Origin of the sequence: Kitasatospora sp. NPDC093550 (assembly GCF_044764985.1) — a bacterium.
Taxonomy (GTDB): domain Bacteria; phylum Actinomycetota; class Actinomycetes; order Streptomycetales; family Streptomycetaceae; genus Kitasatospora.
In genome coordinates this window covers 284,892-298,818 of the sequence record NZ_JBIWJF010000008.1, presented here as the reverse complement: position 1 = coordinate 298,818, position 13,927 = coordinate 284,892, and the positions used below count along the sequence as shown (strand labels likewise).

At 74.8% G+C, this 13,927-nt stretch carries 11 protein-coding genes; 3 read left to right on the top strand and 8 right to left on the bottom strand.

All coding sequences use genetic code 11. From position 1 onward, the window contains the following. Positions 1 to 80: 80 nt before the first annotated feature. The 3 genes from ACIRD3_RS15850 to purD all read right to left on the bottom strand — a co-directional run bounded on the left by ACIRD3_RS15850 (position 81) and on the right by purD (position 5,215). Positions 81 to 1,619 (bottom strand): N,N-dimethylformamidase beta subunit family domain-containing protein, encoded by a 1,539-nt coding sequence (locus tag ACIRD3_RS15850; protein ID WP_402216171.1) that lies wholly within the window; start codon positions 1,617 to 1,619, stop codon positions 81 to 83. A 239-nt stretch (positions 1,620 to 1,858) separates the two neighbouring features. Next, positions 1,859 to 3,442 (bottom strand): hypothetical protein, encoded by a 1,584-nt coding sequence (locus ACIRD3_RS15845; RefSeq protein WP_402216168.1) that lies wholly within the window; start codon positions 3,440 to 3,442, stop codon positions 1,859 to 1,861. A 525-nt stretch (positions 3,443 to 3,967) separates the two neighbouring features. Next, positions 3,968 to 5,215, bottom strand: coding sequence for a phosphoribosylamine--glycine ligase (gene purD / locus ACIRD3_RS15840; RefSeq protein ID WP_402216165.1), 1,248 nt, complete (start codon positions 5,213 to 5,215; stop codon positions 3,968 to 3,970). Positions 5,216 to 5,583: 368 nt separating this feature from the next. On the opposite strand from purD, the gene ACIRD3_RS15835 reads away from it, so the two are divergent. Further along, the gene (locus tag ACIRD3_RS15835) at positions 5,584 to 6,369 is read left to right on the top strand and encodes an SLATT domain-containing protein (protein WP_402216162.1); all 786 of its coding nucleotides are present in this window, start codon (positions 5,584 to 5,586) and stop codon (positions 6,367 to 6,369) included. 70 nt (positions 6,370 to 6,439) lie between these two features. On the opposite strand, the gene ACIRD3_RS15830 is transcribed toward ACIRD3_RS15835, so the two are convergent. The 3 genes from ACIRD3_RS15830 to ACIRD3_RS15820 form a co-directional block, all read right to left on the bottom strand. Continuing rightward, entirely contained in the window at positions 6,440 to 7,087 is a 648-nt protein-coding gene (locus ACIRD3_RS15830) for a hypothetical protein (protein ID WP_402216160.1), read from the bottom strand. 116 nt (positions 7,088 to 7,203) lie between these two features. Then, positions 7,204 to 8,256, bottom strand: coding sequence for a GntR family transcriptional regulator (locus ACIRD3_RS15825; protein ID WP_402216157.1), 1,053 nt, complete (start codon positions 8,254 to 8,256; stop codon positions 7,204 to 7,206). Between the two features lie 134 nt (positions 8,257 to 8,390). Next, entirely contained in the window at positions 8,391 to 9,188 is a 798-nt protein-coding gene (locus ACIRD3_RS15820) for a carbon-nitrogen family hydrolase (protein ID WP_402216154.1), read from the bottom strand. A 173-nt stretch (positions 9,189 to 9,361) separates the two neighbouring features. On the opposite strand from ACIRD3_RS15820, the gene ACIRD3_RS15815 reads away from it, so the two are divergent. Together ACIRD3_RS15815 and ACIRD3_RS15810 are read left to right on the top strand one after the other, a co-directional pair. After that, the gene (locus ACIRD3_RS15815; RefSeq protein ID WP_402216151.1) at positions 9,362 to 10,183 is read left to right on the top strand and encodes a maleylpyruvate isomerase family mycothiol-dependent enzyme; all 822 of its coding nucleotides are present in this window, start codon (positions 9,362 to 9,364) and stop codon (positions 10,181 to 10,183) included. Positions 10,184 to 10,295: 112 nt separating this feature from the next. Then, entirely contained in the window at positions 10,296 to 11,039 is a 744-nt protein-coding gene (locus ACIRD3_RS15810; protein WP_402216364.1) for a Bro-N domain-containing protein, read from the top strand. A 55-nt stretch (positions 11,040 to 11,094) separates the two neighbouring features. Here the strand turns inward: ACIRD3_RS15810 and ACIRD3_RS15805 are convergent, their stop codons facing one another. Beyond that, positions 11,095 to 12,495, bottom strand: coding sequence for a nitrate/nitrite transporter (locus ACIRD3_RS15805; protein ID WP_402216148.1), 1,401 nt, complete (start codon positions 12,493 to 12,495; stop codon positions 11,095 to 11,097). Positions 12,496 to 12,627: 132 nt separating this feature from the next. Then, complete coding sequence (locus tag ACIRD3_RS15800; protein ID WP_402216145.1) at positions 12,628 to 13,860, bottom strand: M64 family metallopeptidase; 1,233 nt, start codon at positions 13,858 to 13,860, stop codon at positions 12,628 to 12,630. Positions 13,861 to 13,927: the final 67 nt, after the last annotated feature.

Genomic DNA, 13,927 nt, shown 5'->3' with positions numbered 1-13,927 from the left:
GGCGTGGGGCACTGCGAAAGGGGAGGTCACTGCCCCCGCAGTCTTTCACGCCCGCCGGACGGCGGACTTTCCGGTGGACCTCAGTTCTTGCAGAGCCGGTCCAGCAGGTTGGCGGTGGCCCGCTGGATCCGCTCGTCGGTCAGCCCGGGGCGCCCCAGCGCGGGCGACCAGGCGAAGGTGCCGGCCGCGAAGACGTACGCGCCGCTGGGCGCCCGGTACAGCGAGGTCTCCTGGTAGCGGGTGCGGCCCGCCAGGTCCCGGTACGGGGAGTGCGCCAGCAGCACCCGCTCGGTGTGCTCGGGCAGCGCCACCTTGGGGTAGTAGCGGTCGGCCTCGCCGGCCACCAGGCCCGGCAGCTCGTCGCCCTCCCGCAGCCCGGTGCCGTCCCAGAGCCAGTGCGCGGTGTGCCGGGCGACCAGCGGCACGGGCGCGGCGACCCGGCCCGAGTACTGCACCCCGAGCAGGTGCTGCTCGGGCTCCCCCGCGTCCCGCCACAGCGCGCTGGAGGCGCCGGACACCCCGGCCGCCGGGCTGCCGGGCCGGACCTTCTGCCGCTTGCGGCAGTTGAGCAGCCGGTTGGGCTCACCGGAGGCGGCGGCGGTCAGCTCGACCCGCCAGTACATGGTGTTGGCGGAGAGGAACACCAGCGAGGTGCCGCCGTCCCTGGCCCGCTCGGCGGCCCGGCGCATCGGCGCGGACCAGTACTCGTCGTGGCCGGGGAAGACCAGCGCCCGGTGCCGGGACGGGTCGACCAGCCCGGCGTGCAGGTCGGTGGCGGTGGCGTAGGACAGGTCGTAGCCGTAGCGCTCGGCCCAGCGGATGAAGTCGTACGCGTGGCCGACGTGCAGCGGCAGCCCGGCGGTGGCGTGCGGGCGGTCGAAGGAGACCGTGACGGCCGCCTCCGGCTCGCCGACCAGGCCGCCCCGGCCGTCCCAGGCGTGGTAGAGGCTGGCGCCGGTGCGGCCGTCCTCGGGGAACAGGTTGTACGCCTGCCAGGTCACGTCCGGGAGCACCAGGAGCAGCTCGGCGGTGTGCCCCTGGTCCTCGAAGTCCCGGACCGTGAAGGGGATGTGGCTGCGGTGCAGCATGTCGGCGGTGGTCAGCACGGCGACGTACGAGCCGGGCTTCCAGTGCACCGGGACCTGCAGCCGCCAGGAGTGCCACCAGTGGTGGCAGGAGACCGTCCGGTCGGCCACCATCGGGGCGGGCTGGGCGAGGCCGGCGATCAGCGGGCTGGAGGTCATGTGGCGGGCGCCGTCGCCGCCGTAGTGGCCGATCCGGTAGACGTCCACGGTGAACTCGCGGGGCGGGTTGACGGTGACCCGGAGGTCGACCGAGCCGCCGGGGCGGATCACCCCGGCCGAGGCGAAGCCCTTGATCTGCTGGTCCACGTCGTTGGCGCTCTGCGGGGTGCCGACCGGCGGCTTGGGCCGGGCGCCGGCGGTCAGCGGCTGCTGGCCGGGCGCGTCCACCGAGACGTACCAGGGGACGGCGCCCTCCGCCCCGGCGAGGTACTGGTCCGGGCTGCGCAGCCAGGGCAGCGGGCCCTGGCCGAAGGGGTCGGAGACGCTGTAGGCGTGCGTTCCGGACTCCCAGCGGCGGTTGAGTTCGGTGCCCACGCGCCCCTCCCAGTGCCCTTCCGTGACTCCTCGCTCACCCGAGGCCCCGGTTGGCACGTGCCCCCCGGATGTGCGTGCGGTCCAATACACCACAGAGTGCTGGCACTCCGTCACCCTCCGGTGCCAATTGGTGCCGGGAATCTCGCGGCCGGTCCGGAGGGGGCTTCCGGCCTGCGAAGACGACCGGCGGCCGGCCGGCCCGGGGGCGCGTGCGGGGGTGCCGAGCGCCGTCCCACCCGTCACAGCCGTACGGGTTTCTCCAACCGGACGTCGGCGGCGTCCAGCCAGGCGCGCAGCGGGCCGTCCTGGCCCTGCTCGACGGCCTGGGCGACCGGTCCGGCCAGGTCGGTGCGGCGGACCCCGCCGAGCTGCAGCACCGGGCCGTCCAGCCAGTCCAGGCCCGGGGCGCCGCCGGCGGTGTCCACGGCCGCGCAGCAGACCATCGCGGTGACGTGGTCGACCAGCAGGTCACGGCCGGTGCGGTCGGGTTCGAGCAGCGGGGCCGGGGCGGTGGTCCGGGCCAGCTGGGCGGCGAGGGCGGCGGCCAGCCGCTCGCCGTCGCCCTCCGCGAGCCGGACCAGCAGCCGGGTGAGGGTCGGGGCGCCGGGGCGGGACTGCGGGGCGAGCCGGTCCAGGGCGGACTGCAGGGTGGCGGCACCCGCCCGCCAGCCGGCGTCCACCACCTCGGCCGGGTAGTCGGCCCACTCCAGCTCGTGCCAGGCGCCGGCCGCCGGGCGGCCGAAGAACAGGTCGGCGGCGAGCCGGGAGACCGCCCGGTCGACGGTGCCGGGCTCCTCCAGCAGGTCGCAGGCGGGGCGGTCGCCGAGCCGGCTGCCGTAGCCGTCCGCCAGCCGGTCGCGGCGGGACAGCTCGGTGAGCGCGGCGACCACGCCGGCGTTGAGGTGGGCGGGGTGGCGGCCGAGCCGCCAGGCGGGCAGCGCGACCCGGGTGAGCAGGCGGTCCCAGCCCGCGTAGGCCAGGCCGACCTGCTCCTGGGCGGCGATCCGCAGGCCGTAGTCGACCGCCCTGGCCTGCTCGGAGGCCCAGCTCGCGACGGAGCGCTCCAGCTCGGCGGAGTGGCCGCGGCAGGCGGCGAGCAGGCGGCGGGTGATCCGGCGGGTGATCCGGTCGGCGAGCCCGGCCGGGCCGCGCCGGGGCGGCCGGGGCGGGGCGGCCAGGGTGCCGCCGCCCAGGCCGGGGGCGGCGCCCCGACCGGAGTCCAGACAGGCGTCCAGGCTGCGCAGGAAGCGGCGGGCGGCGGCGATCTCCGGGTCGGCGGAGGCGCCGGTGCCGGCCACCACCGGGGCGAGCAGGGCCCGCAGCTCGCCGGCCCGCATCCACCAGAGGAAGGGCGAGCCGATCACCAGCACCGGGGCGGGCGCCTCGGGGTGCGGCCGCAGCGGGCCCGGCCGGACGGCCGGCGGGACGTCCTCCAGCCAGCTGTCGCAGTCCGGTGTGAGGGCGACCGCGGAGGGCGCGGGGACGTCCAGCCGGTCGGCCAGCTCGTCGATCAGCCGGTACAGCTCCGGGGCCGCGGTGCGGTCCAGCGGGACGGCGGGGGTCCGGGGCGGCTCGGCCCGGCGCAGCGCGCGGGCGGTCAGCCCGGCGACCAGCAGGGTCAGCGCGGCGACCGCGCCGACCGCCCAGCGGGCGGCGTCCCAGCCGGCCGCGTCGGCGGCGCCGGGCGCGCCGATCCGGCCGGTGAACCGGCCGGCGAGCAGGACCACCGCCACGGCGGCGGGCAGGACGGCGGCGGCCCGGGCGAGACCTCGGACCCGCAGCACCGCCTGGGCGTGAGCGCGCGCGGTGTCGACAGCGGCCATACGGTGCGGCACCCCCTTCGGAGTCCTCGGGCGCCCTGTTACGGGCCCTGAGCCGACTCGAAACGATCAGTTCCGACCGGGAAGCGGAGGCGTCCGATCCCGGTAGTGCATGCTGCGTGGCGCTACTGACATTTTCGACGCCCCGGTCCGGGTCGTCGTTCCGGATCGCCCCGGTTTCCACTCGTCCCGGTGACGCCGCCCGGATTCCGGACGCCGCGACCGGTCCGGTGCGAAGCACCCGGCGACCGCCCGGCCGGACGCCGTCCAGCATCCCCCCGCGAAAGCGCCGCTACCCGGCGGCGACCCCGGCGCACGGGCCCCGCGCGCTGCGATCCAGCGCACCATAAGGCCGGGCGCCCCGTTACGTCAGCCGGATGCGGGTGCTGTCACCCGATGGGCTGGAATCCGTCGACCGAACGGTGCGTCCGCCCCGTGCACCACTCCGGTCCCGAAACGCCGGGGGCGCTGCGTCCATGGGGGTTGGTTCCCCACGGCACGCAGCGCCCCCGGCGCGGCTGAACTTCCCTACGCGGTGGCCGCCTTCAGCGCGATGTCGGTGCGGTGCTGGCCGCCCTTGAGCGAGATCCGGTCCACGGCGGCGTACGCGCGCTCGCGCGCCTCGGCCAGGTCGGCGCCGGTCGCGGTGACCGACAGGACGCGGCCGCCGGCGCTCAGCACCTGCCCGTCCTCGCCCGTCGTCGTCCCGGCGTGCAGCACGAAGGCGGTGCCGTCCGCCTCGGCCTCGGCCAGGCCCTCGATCGGGTCACCGGTGCGCGGCGCGGCCGGGTAGCCCTCGGCGGCGACGACCACGGTGACGGCCGCCCCCTCGTCCCAGCGCAGCGGCTCCAGCTGGTCCAGGGTGCCGGTGGCGGCGGCCAGCAGCACGGCCGCCAGCGGGGTGCGCAGCCGGGCCAGCACGACCTGGGTCTCCGGGTCCCCGAAGCGGGCGTTGAACTCGATCACCCGGGTGCCGCGGGAGGTGAGCGCCAGGCCCGCGTACAGCAGGCCGGAGAACTCGGTGCCGCGGCGGCGCAGCTCGTCCACGGTCGGCTGCAGGACGGTCTCCAGGACCTCCTCGACCAGACCGGCGGGCGCCCACGGCAGCGGCGAGTAGGCACCCATGCCGCCCGTGTTGGGGCCCTCGTCGCCGTCCAGCGCGCGCTTGAAGTCCTGCGCGGGCTGCAGCGGGACGACGGTGGTGCCGTCGGTGATCGCGAACAGCGAGACCTCGGGGCCGTCCAGGAACTCCTCGATGACCACGCGCTCGCAGGAGGCGGCGTGCGCCAGCGCGGCCTCGCGGTCGGAGGTGACCACGACGCCCTTCCCGGCGGCCAGCCCGTCGTCCTTGACCACGTACGGGGCGCCGAAGGCGTCCAGCGCCTCGGCCGCCTCGGCGGGGGTGGTGCAGACGTAGGAACGGGCGGTGGGGACGCCGGCGCCGGCCATCACGTCCTTGGCGAAGGCCTTGGAGCCCTCCAGCCGGGCGGCCGCCGCGGACGGGCCGAACACCGGGATGCCGGCGGCGCGCACGGCGTCGGCCACGCCGGCGACCAGCGGGGCCTCCGGGCCGACCACCACCAGGGCGGCGCCGAGCCGCCCGGCCAGAGCGGTGACCTGGGCACCGTCCAGCTGGTCGACCGGGTGGACCGTCGCCACCTGTGCGATCCCGGCATTGCCCGGGGCACAGTGCAGCTCGGTCACGGCGGGATCTTGGGACAGAGAGCGGCACAGGGCGTGTTCGCGGGCGCCGCCGCCGATGACGAGGACCTTCACGCCTCGCAAGCGTAGTCGGTGGCCCGTTCCGGCCGCCCTCCGGTCCCGTCGGATCCTCCAGGAGAAGAGGTCGGTACGCCGACGATGCCGGAGGATCCTCCAAACCCGGAGGGGCCCTGGGAACGGTGCGTGCACGGGTCACGACCGCGGGTCACCGGACCCTCGCTCGGACGGGTGAAATCTCGCCGGGCCCCGCAACTCGCTCACCTCGGGTTCCGGTGGCCGAAACCGGTAACGATCAACCGCGAAGGTCCCCCACGGTCAGCCATTTGGCGGTAAGAAGTGCTGTTGGACAACCACCGGCGGACAGCACGTCAGCCGATGCGCCGACAGACCCAGCCGCCCGCCCGCCACAGGGAGCCCCACAGGTGAGCCAGCCGGAAATGCAGCCCGAGGAGAGTGCCTGGGGCAAGGAGATCGGCGAGGAGGACCCGCCCGCCGCCGCCGTGGTCCGGCGGGCCTCCACCCGCCACCGGGCCGATCTGAGCACCCGCCAGTTCCCGCTCGGGGACTGGGGCGAGCCCGCCGAGCGGCTGGAGGAGCTCTACCGCTGGTCCGAGGAGCGGGCGGTCGAGGCGATCGAGTGGTACCGCCGGGACCGCGTCTGGAAGCGCCGGTGGGCCCGACTGCTGCGCTTCACCGCGGCCGGTTTCGCGGTGGCCGGGGTGACCGCCCCGCTGGTCGACCTGACCGGCAGCTTCGCGCACGGCACCAGCTGGGGCTACGTCGGCCTGGCGCTCTCCGCCGCCTGCTTCGGCGCCGACCGGGTCTTCGGCCTCACCTCCGGCTGGATGCGGGACGTCTCCACCGGGCAGGCCCTGCAGCGCCGGCTGGAGGCCTTCCAGTTCGACTGGGCGTCGGAGTGCGTGCGCGAGGTGCTCGGCCCGACCGAGGGCACCGCGGGCGAGGCCGCCGAGCGCTGTCTGGGCGTGCTGCGCCGGTTCTGCGAGGACGTCTCGGACATGGTCCGCTCCGAGACCTCGGAGTGGATGCTGGAGTTCCGCGCCTCGATGACCCAGCTGCCCACCCAGGCCCCCGGGAGCTGGGGCGGGCGCACCGAGCCGGGGGTGGGCGCCCAGGTGCGGGTGCTGCCGCCGCCGGGCACCCGGCCCACCATGCCGCGCCAGCGGCCGCCGGAGGGGCCGCTGCGCTAGCGGGCGCCGGAGGGGCCGCTGCGCTAGCGGGCGCCGGGGCTCCGAGCGGGCGACGGGAGTTCGGAGGGGCCTACGCGAAGACGATCATCGAGCCCTGGGTGACGCTCCTGGTCGCCGCCGCGTACAGGCCCGACCAGGCGTGCCGCTCCCGGGCGAAGGGGTGCACGTCGTCGATCGGCGGCCCGAACGGCTGCTCCAGGCCGGTCGGGCCGAGCGGCCGCGTCGGGTTCGGCGGGTTGAGCGGGTCGATGCCCAGCGCCGGTGCCACGGCATGGAGTTCGCGCAGCAGCCCGTGGCTGGAGCCGAGCGGGCCGCCGGTGGCGAGCAGCGCGTCGTCCACCAGCGGCACCGCGAAGTCGATCGGGACGTACGCGCCCGCGTGGTCGAAGTGCCAGACCAGGTGCGACTGTTCGGCACTGCTCTCGAACATCTCCAGCAGCTGCTCGTAGTCGCCGCCGAGCGCGTCGACCGGGGTGATGTCCAGGCCGGTGAGGCCCAGCAGGTAGGCGCGGCGCAGGAAGTGCAGCGAGTCGTAGTCGAACGCGGCTATCGGCTCGACCGCACCGCTGAGACCCGGGACGTACTCGTAGACCGGCACCTCGGGCAGCCCGCGCGAGGTCAACACCGCGTTGTAGAGGGCTAGATCGTCCCGGAAGGGGTTGTCGGGGCTGTGGCTCAGCACGTCCACCAGCGGGACGAGCCAGAGGTCGCAGGCCATGGCCGGCAGTTCCTCTCCGGGCGGCGGGGGATCGCCCGCGGGGCGGGACGACGACGGGGGCGCAGTCGGCACCCGGAGGACCCTTTCGCGGGCGCCCGGTCCGACGCCCGCCCACCCTACCGGCCCGGCGCCGCGTGCGGATCGGGCCGTCCCCGCTGGGCCTCGGAGGGCGGGGAGGACAGCCGCCGGCCGAACCGGCCGTACGGCACCGAGCGGGGCTGCGGCACCAGACCGAGGCCCAGTCCCAGCTCGCGGCCGAGCTCCCGGCCGACCTCGTCGCCGCGCAGCGGCCGCTCGTCGCGGCCGTCGGGCCCGGTGGCACGGTGGGCGGCGGGCTCTCCGGCCCGGTCGGCGGCGCCCCCGGCGGCGGGTTCCGGCGCGGGCGCGGACTCCGGGGCCGAGGGATCGACGGCGCCGGCCGGCGGCAGCGCCCCGGTGGTCTCCTCGAGCAGCCCCAGCACCGTGACCGACTCCAGCGGCTGCCCGGCCAGCTCGGCCAGCAGCCGGGCGGTGGACAGGTTGTACTCGCAGATGATCCGGTGCGCGCCGGCCAGGTCGTGCGCCTCGATCGCGCCGACCAGGTCCAGGTGGCGGTCCCAGCAGACCCCGCCCAGGCCGGGCATCTCCCGCAGGTAGGGGGCGGCGAACATCCAGGACTGCACCCGCAGCCAGTCCAGGTAGTCGGCGATCCGGCGGTTGCCGAGCAGTCCGGCGACCTCCTGCCAGAACCGGCGGTCGCAGCCCACCATCACGTCCAGGTTCCCGGCCCGGGCGGCCCGGACGGCCGCGTCGGCCCGCCGGCGCAGCGAGGGCAACCGGCTGAGGTCGGGCAGGGCCCGGCGGGTGGTGAACTGCCGGTGGAAGCTGTCGGTGAGCAGGACCCGGGACTCGAAGATCTCCAGGAAGTCGTCCCAGCCCAGCTCGGGCACGGTGAAGCCGCGGTGGTGCTCGGCCCGCAGCAGCCCCTGCGCGCCGAGGTCGACCAGCGCCTCGCGGGCCGGGGTCGCGGAGACCCCGTACAGCTCGGCGATCTCCTTGACGGTGAAGTTGCGGCCGGCCGCCAGTCGGCCGGCCATCATCTCCTCGCGCAGGGCGCCGGCGATCTGCTCGCGCAGGCTGTTGCGGTGGATGACGGGACGGGGGGAGTCGCCTGTGCCGTTGCCAGGCATGGGCGCGACCTCCTCGGGCGGGCCGACCGGGCCGACCTTCGGGCCGGCGGGAACACGACGAGTGCTCATCTTCTCAAACCCGTCGGGGCCGGGTCGGAACCAACCCTCCGGTACGGCCGGGGACCCGGCCCGGTTCAGCGCTGGACCGGCGCCGGGATACCCAGCAGGCGGTCCCGCAGCACCGGGAACTCCTCCCGCGCCTTGGCCACCTCGGCCGGGTCGAACTCGACCGTCAGCACCTGCTCCTCCGTCCCCGCCTCGGCCAGCACCCGGCCCCACGGGTCCACCACGACGCTGTGCCCGGCCTGCTCCACCCCGGCGTGCGTCCCGGCGGTGTTGCAGGCCAGCACGAAGGCCTGCTCCTCCACCGCCCGCGCCCGGGCCAGCAGCGTCCAGTGCTCGCGCCGCCGGGCCGGCCAGGCCGCCGGAACCACCAGCAGCTGCGCACCGGCGTCCAGCAGCGCCCGGAACAGCTCCGGGAAGCGCAGGTCGTAGCAGGTGGCCAGGCCCAGCGTGGCGAAGTCGGTGGGCGCGGTCACGATCTCCTGCCCGGCGCCCATCACCACCGCCTCGCCGCTGTCGAAACCGAAGCGGTGGATCTTGCGGTAGGTGTGCACCAGCTCGCCGTCCGGCGAGAACAGCATCGAGGTGTTGTAGATCGGCCCGTCCGGATCCCGTTCGACGATCGAACCGGCGTGCAGCCAGACCCCGGCGGCCCGGGCGGCCGCCGCCATCGCGTCCGAGGTGGGCCCGTCCAGCGTCTCCGCGCCGTCCGACCAGAGGTCGTAGGCGAAGCCGCCGAGCGGCCACAGCTCCGGCAGCACCACCAGGTCGGCGCCCTGTTGCGCCCGCACCAGTGCCGCCGCCCTGGCCCGCCGCTCGGCGGGCGGCTCGGCGTCGGAAACCGCGAGTTGGATCAATGAAGCGCGCACAGTACCACCGTCCACCGCAAGAGACCTACGATCGTCACCCGAAAGCGCTGCCCAGCTGTCTCCCGGCAGCGTAACGTGCGGTTAGCGTGCGCGCCCGGAAGCCGGACCAACCCGGCCGGCGGTGACGCCGGGGCGCAGGTGGCAAGGAAGCTGACGGAGGGCCGGAGATTCCCGTGACGGACAACCAGACCGTGCAGGCTTACACCGAGGCGTGGACCCAGAGCATCGAGTCCATATCGGAGCTGGTCGCCCCCCTTCCCGAGGGTTCCTGGAACCGGGCCACCGAGTGCCCGGGCTGGTCCGTACGGGACGTCGTCTCGCACGTCATCGCGGTCGAGTCCGAGCTGCTCGGCGACCCGCGCCCGATCCACTCGCTGCCGCGTGACCTCCGTCACGTGACCACCGAGTTCGCCCGCTACGTCGAGCTGCCGGTCGACAAGCGCCGCTGCCACACCGCACTGGAGATGACCAGCGAGCTGGAGTACACGATCATCCGCCGCTCCCGCGCCCTGCGGAACGCCAAGCAGACGCCCGACGAGCCGGTGCGCTGGCCGGCCGGGCCGCTCGCCCGGGACGTCCCGTACCACGAGCTGCTGCGGATGCGGGCCTTCGACGTCTGGGTGCACGAGCAGGACCTCCGCCGGGCCCTGGACGCCCCCGGCAACCTGGACGCCCCGGCCGCCCTGATCACCCGCGACCTGCTGCTGGAACTGCTGCCCAAGGCCGTCGCCAACAAGGCCGGCGCCCCCGCCGGAACCGCCCTGGTGCTCGACGTCACCGGCCCGGTCGAGTTCCTGCGCACCGTCCGGGTGGACGCCACCGGCCACTGCACCGTGGACGAGTCGATCAGCCTCGCCCCCGACGTCCAGCTCTCCATGGGCTGGGAGACGTACCTCCGGCTCGCCTGCGGCCGCGGCCGTCCCGGGCCGGTGTCGGTCGAGGGCGACAAGGAGCTGGCCGACCGGGTCCTGGCGAACTTCTCCGTGACCATCTGAGACCAACCGGCGCCCACCACCCGGCGTACACGCACGGCCGCACGCCGGGTCGGCACCACTCGTGCTGGTGCGGTCGAGCTTCCCGGTCACCGGGCAGCCGATCAGGGTCGTGATGATCGACGGTGCGCCGTGGTTCGTCACGACTGACGTGTGCCAAGTGCTGGGGCGCGGCAACGCGGCGCAGGCCGTGAAGGGGCTGGATGATCACCAGCACCGCACCGTCGACATGCGATCCGTAACTGTCACCAAAAGTGATAGTCACGACGTTTCCGCAGGTCGGAAACTGTACAGCCACGCGAATCCGTACCTGCGCGTGATGAACGAAGGAGGTCTGTACACGCTGCTGATGCGGTCCAACAAGGCGTCCTCCAAACCCGTCCGGGACTGGGTCACCGAAGAGTTGCTCCCGTCCATCCGCCGCGGGGACACCGACGTCCCCACCCAGCGGGGGCGGATGGCGGAGACCCTCGCCGAGGCGATCGGCCGGCAGGTGCAGGTCGTCGCGGAGATCGACCACGAGGACTGGCCCGGGCTGACCGTCCACTCCGACGGGACGGTCCACTGCGGTCACGGGGAGATGGTCCTCCACCTGCCGAGCCGGGAGGAGGACAGCGGGCCACCGTTCGGGGCGTACTTCGCCTGCCCGGGCGGGGAGCGGGTCGGCATCCGGGGCAGCCGGATCGTCCCCGGCTGCCCGAAGCTGAAGCTGGTGGACCTGATCCGTCTGCACCGCGGAGCACGGACCGCCCCCCGCACCGGGTCGGTCCCCGGGCCGATGCGAGCGGAACTCCATGGGGCCCGCATCTTCGGGACGCCACGGCAGATGGCCGTTTTCCTGCGGGAGTACGGCCGCTGACGCCCGCTGCCGTCGCTTCCGGCGAGGGGAAACGCGTCCTCGCCGGTGGGGAACGCTAGGCGGTGATCCTCCGGCGCAGTCGGAGGATCATCAGCGTCCCCAGCGCCAGGGGGACGTACTGCCAGCAGAATGCCCAGCGGAAGGCATCGGCCGGGTAGCCGTCGGTGCCTTCCGGGGTGAGGGCGTCCAGCAGGACGCCGACGCCGAAGAGGGTGATCATCGTGCCGATGAAGCCGCCCATGTTGACGATCCCGGAGGCGGTGCCGAGCCGCTCCGCGGGGTTCCGTGAGCGCGCGTAGTCCAGGCCGACGAGCGAGGCCGGGCCGTTGCTGCCCATCACCAGGATGATTCCGACCAGCAGCCACACCGGTGGGTGCCCGCCGGGCCAGGCGAGCACCAGGGCCCAGCCGAGCCCGGTGGTGGCGATGACGGTGAGGACGATCGGCATCCTGGCCCGCGCGGTGCGGGAGAGCAGTCGGCCGAAGAGGAACCCGAAGCTCATGTTGCTGAGCACCAGCAGGGTCAGCAGTCCGCCGGCCCCGGCCCTGGACATGCCCTGCGCCTGCACCAGGTAGGGCAGGCCCCAGAGCAGGCCGAAGGCGTTGCCGGGGAACTGGGTGGTGAAGTGGATCCAGAGCCCGAGCCGGGTGCCGGGTTCCCGCCAGCAGTCCCGGAGCTGCCGGCCGACCCCGGGCCGTTCCCGGTGCTCCACCGGCCGGATCGGTTCCGCCGCCACCGGGGACTCCCGGAGGAAGAGCGCGACCAGCGCGAACACCGCGACGCCGAGCAGCGCGATCGCGGCGAAGGTCGGCGTCCAGCCCTCGCTGTGCAGTGCCTGGGCGAGCACCACCGTGGTGATCAGGTTGCCGCCCATCCCGGCCAGGCCGGTCAGCTGGGCGACGAAGGGGTTCTTCGCCGCCGGGAACCAGCGGGCGGCGATCCGCAGCACGCTGATGAAGGTCATCGCGTCGCCGCAGCCGAGCACCGCCCGGGAGGCCAGTGCGGGGGCGAAGGAGGAGCTGAACGCGAAGGCCAGCTGGCCGGTGCTCAGCAGCACGACCCCGAGCAGCAGCACCCGGCGCGGCCCGAAGCGGTCGACCAGCAGGCCGACCGGGACCTGCATGGCCGCGTAGACCAGCACCTGGAGGATCGAGAAGGTGGAGAGCGCCGAGGCCCCGATCCCGAAGCGGTCGGCCGCGTCGAGTCCGGCCACACCCAGGCTGGTGCGGTGGATGACCGCCAGGACGTAGACGCTGACGCCGACGGACCAGGCCAGCCAGGCCGCGCGGCCACCGGGCGGCACGGGCTGCGCGGACTGCGCGGACTGCGCGGACTGCGCGGGCGCAGGAGCGGTCGCGGGGGCGGCCGGGGGCGCAGGAGCGGCCGGGGGCTCGGCGGCGGTTCGGGGAGCGGGGGCGGACAGGGGCGCGACTGAACGGGCGGGCTCCACGGTCATAGTGCGACCAGACTAGTCATCCCATGATTGGACGCCCAGGGCGGGGTTCGGTCGTACGGACGCGAACCCGTGCCCCCTCGGGCCCGCGGATCCGCCGGTGCGCTCCCCCGGCCCCGCGGGGCTCGACCGGCCTCAGCCGGCCAGCGTCCAGGACACCGACCGGGTCATGTAGCGGTCCCGGAAGGCCTCGTCCCGCACCCAGTCGGTGGTGTCCCGGACGGTCGCCGTCACGGTGGCCGTCCGGCCCGGGGCCAGCTCCAGCTGCGCGGTGTCCAGCCAGGAGCCGTCGGGCGACTGCGGCGTCACCGGGGTCCCGTCCACCTTCCACTCGACCTTCAGCTGCCGCGGCCCGGTCAGCGGCAGCGGCCGGACGTCGAGCCGGGGCCGGCCGCTCACCTCGCCGGGCGCCGGGCGGGGGGTGTCGGTCGGCCGGACCTTGCGGTACAGCTCCTCGATGATCGCCTCGCGCGAGGGCAGGTTGTACGCGCTGCCCAGGGTGCGCATGACCGAGTCCTGGGTCGGCCGGTACAGGCCGTTGGCGCTGCGGTACGCCCCGACCACGCCGGCGCCGTCCGGGGACTCGGCACCCAGCCAGCGCCACCACTTGGTCTGCTTCCTGCGCATGTCGTCGGCGTTGAGCGTGGAGAGGTTCGGGTAGTCGGCGTCGTCCGGGGCGCTGTCGTACTCGTCGCCGAGGTCGCCCACGGTGTGCCCGATCTCGTGCTGGATGATCCGCCCGGCGTCCTGGCTGCCGCCCGCGAGGGTGGTCACCCCGGTGCCGCCGGCCCCGCCGTACTCGGAGGAGTTGGCCAGCGCGATCAGGTACTGCGGCCCGGCGCCGTCCCCCGCGTACCGGGCGGTGGCGGCCTCGTCGGCGCAGAGCAGCCGGGCGGTGCCCTCGCACCAGAAGTGCATGCCGAGCGGGGTGCCGGGGTTGCGGCCGCGGCTCTCGGTCTCGGCTATCCCGGAGACCGGGGAGACCACCTCGACCCGCCGTATGTTGAAGAAGCCCTGATAGGTGCGGAAGGGCTCGATGTCCATCAGTGAGTGCCAGGCCTTGTCGGCCTGCTGCCGGAACAGGTCCTGCTCGTCGGCGGTGTAGCCGTCGCCGAGCAGGACCAGGGTGATCCGGTTGGCCGGGTCCCCGGTGCGGCGTATGTCGACGGTCGGGGCGGCCGCGGGTATCCGCTGGTCGGCGCGGACCGCGGTGTGCGGCGGTACCGCCCGGTCGGCGGGGGCCCCCGGGCCGATCACGCCGAACGGCGAGGGGCCGGCCAGCTCCAGGGCGGCGGGAAGCAGGGCGGTGGACACCAGCACGAGCGCGGCCAGACTCCGGACGAGACGGCCAGGGTTGCCAGGCGGCATACGGGTGCGTCCTCGGGGCTCCGGTCACCCGGCGTCGCCCGGGTGGTGGAGCGGAGACGTACCCGGA

What these genes read in the sequence shown, in the direction of transcription:
- ACIRD3_RS15845 (WP_402216168.1), bottom strand. Translation starts at nt 3,442, where the DNA reads ATGGCCGCTGTCGACACCGCGCGCGCTCACGCCCAGGCGGTGCTGCGG.
- ACIRD3_RS15830 (WP_402216160.1), bottom strand. Translation starts at nt 7,087, where the DNA reads ATGGCCTGCGACCTCTGGCTCGTCCCGCTGGTGGACGTGCTGAGCCAC.
- ACIRD3_RS15825 (WP_402216157.1), bottom strand. Translation starts at nt 8,256, where the DNA reads ATGCCTGGCAACGGCACAGGCGACTCCCCCCGTCCCGTCATCCACCGC.
- ACIRD3_RS15810 (WP_402216364.1), top strand. Translation starts at nt 10,296, where the DNA reads ATGATCGACGGTGCGCCGTGGTTCGTCACGACTGACGTGTGCCAAGTG.
- ACIRD3_RS15805 (WP_402216148.1), bottom strand. Translation starts at nt 12,495, where the DNA reads ATGACCGTGGAGCCCGCCCGTTCAGTCGCGCCCCTGTCCGCCCCCGCT.
- ACIRD3_RS15800 (WP_402216145.1), bottom strand. Translation starts at nt 13,860, where the DNA reads ATGCCGCCTGGCAACCCTGGCCGTCTCGTCCGGAGTCTGGCCGCGCTC.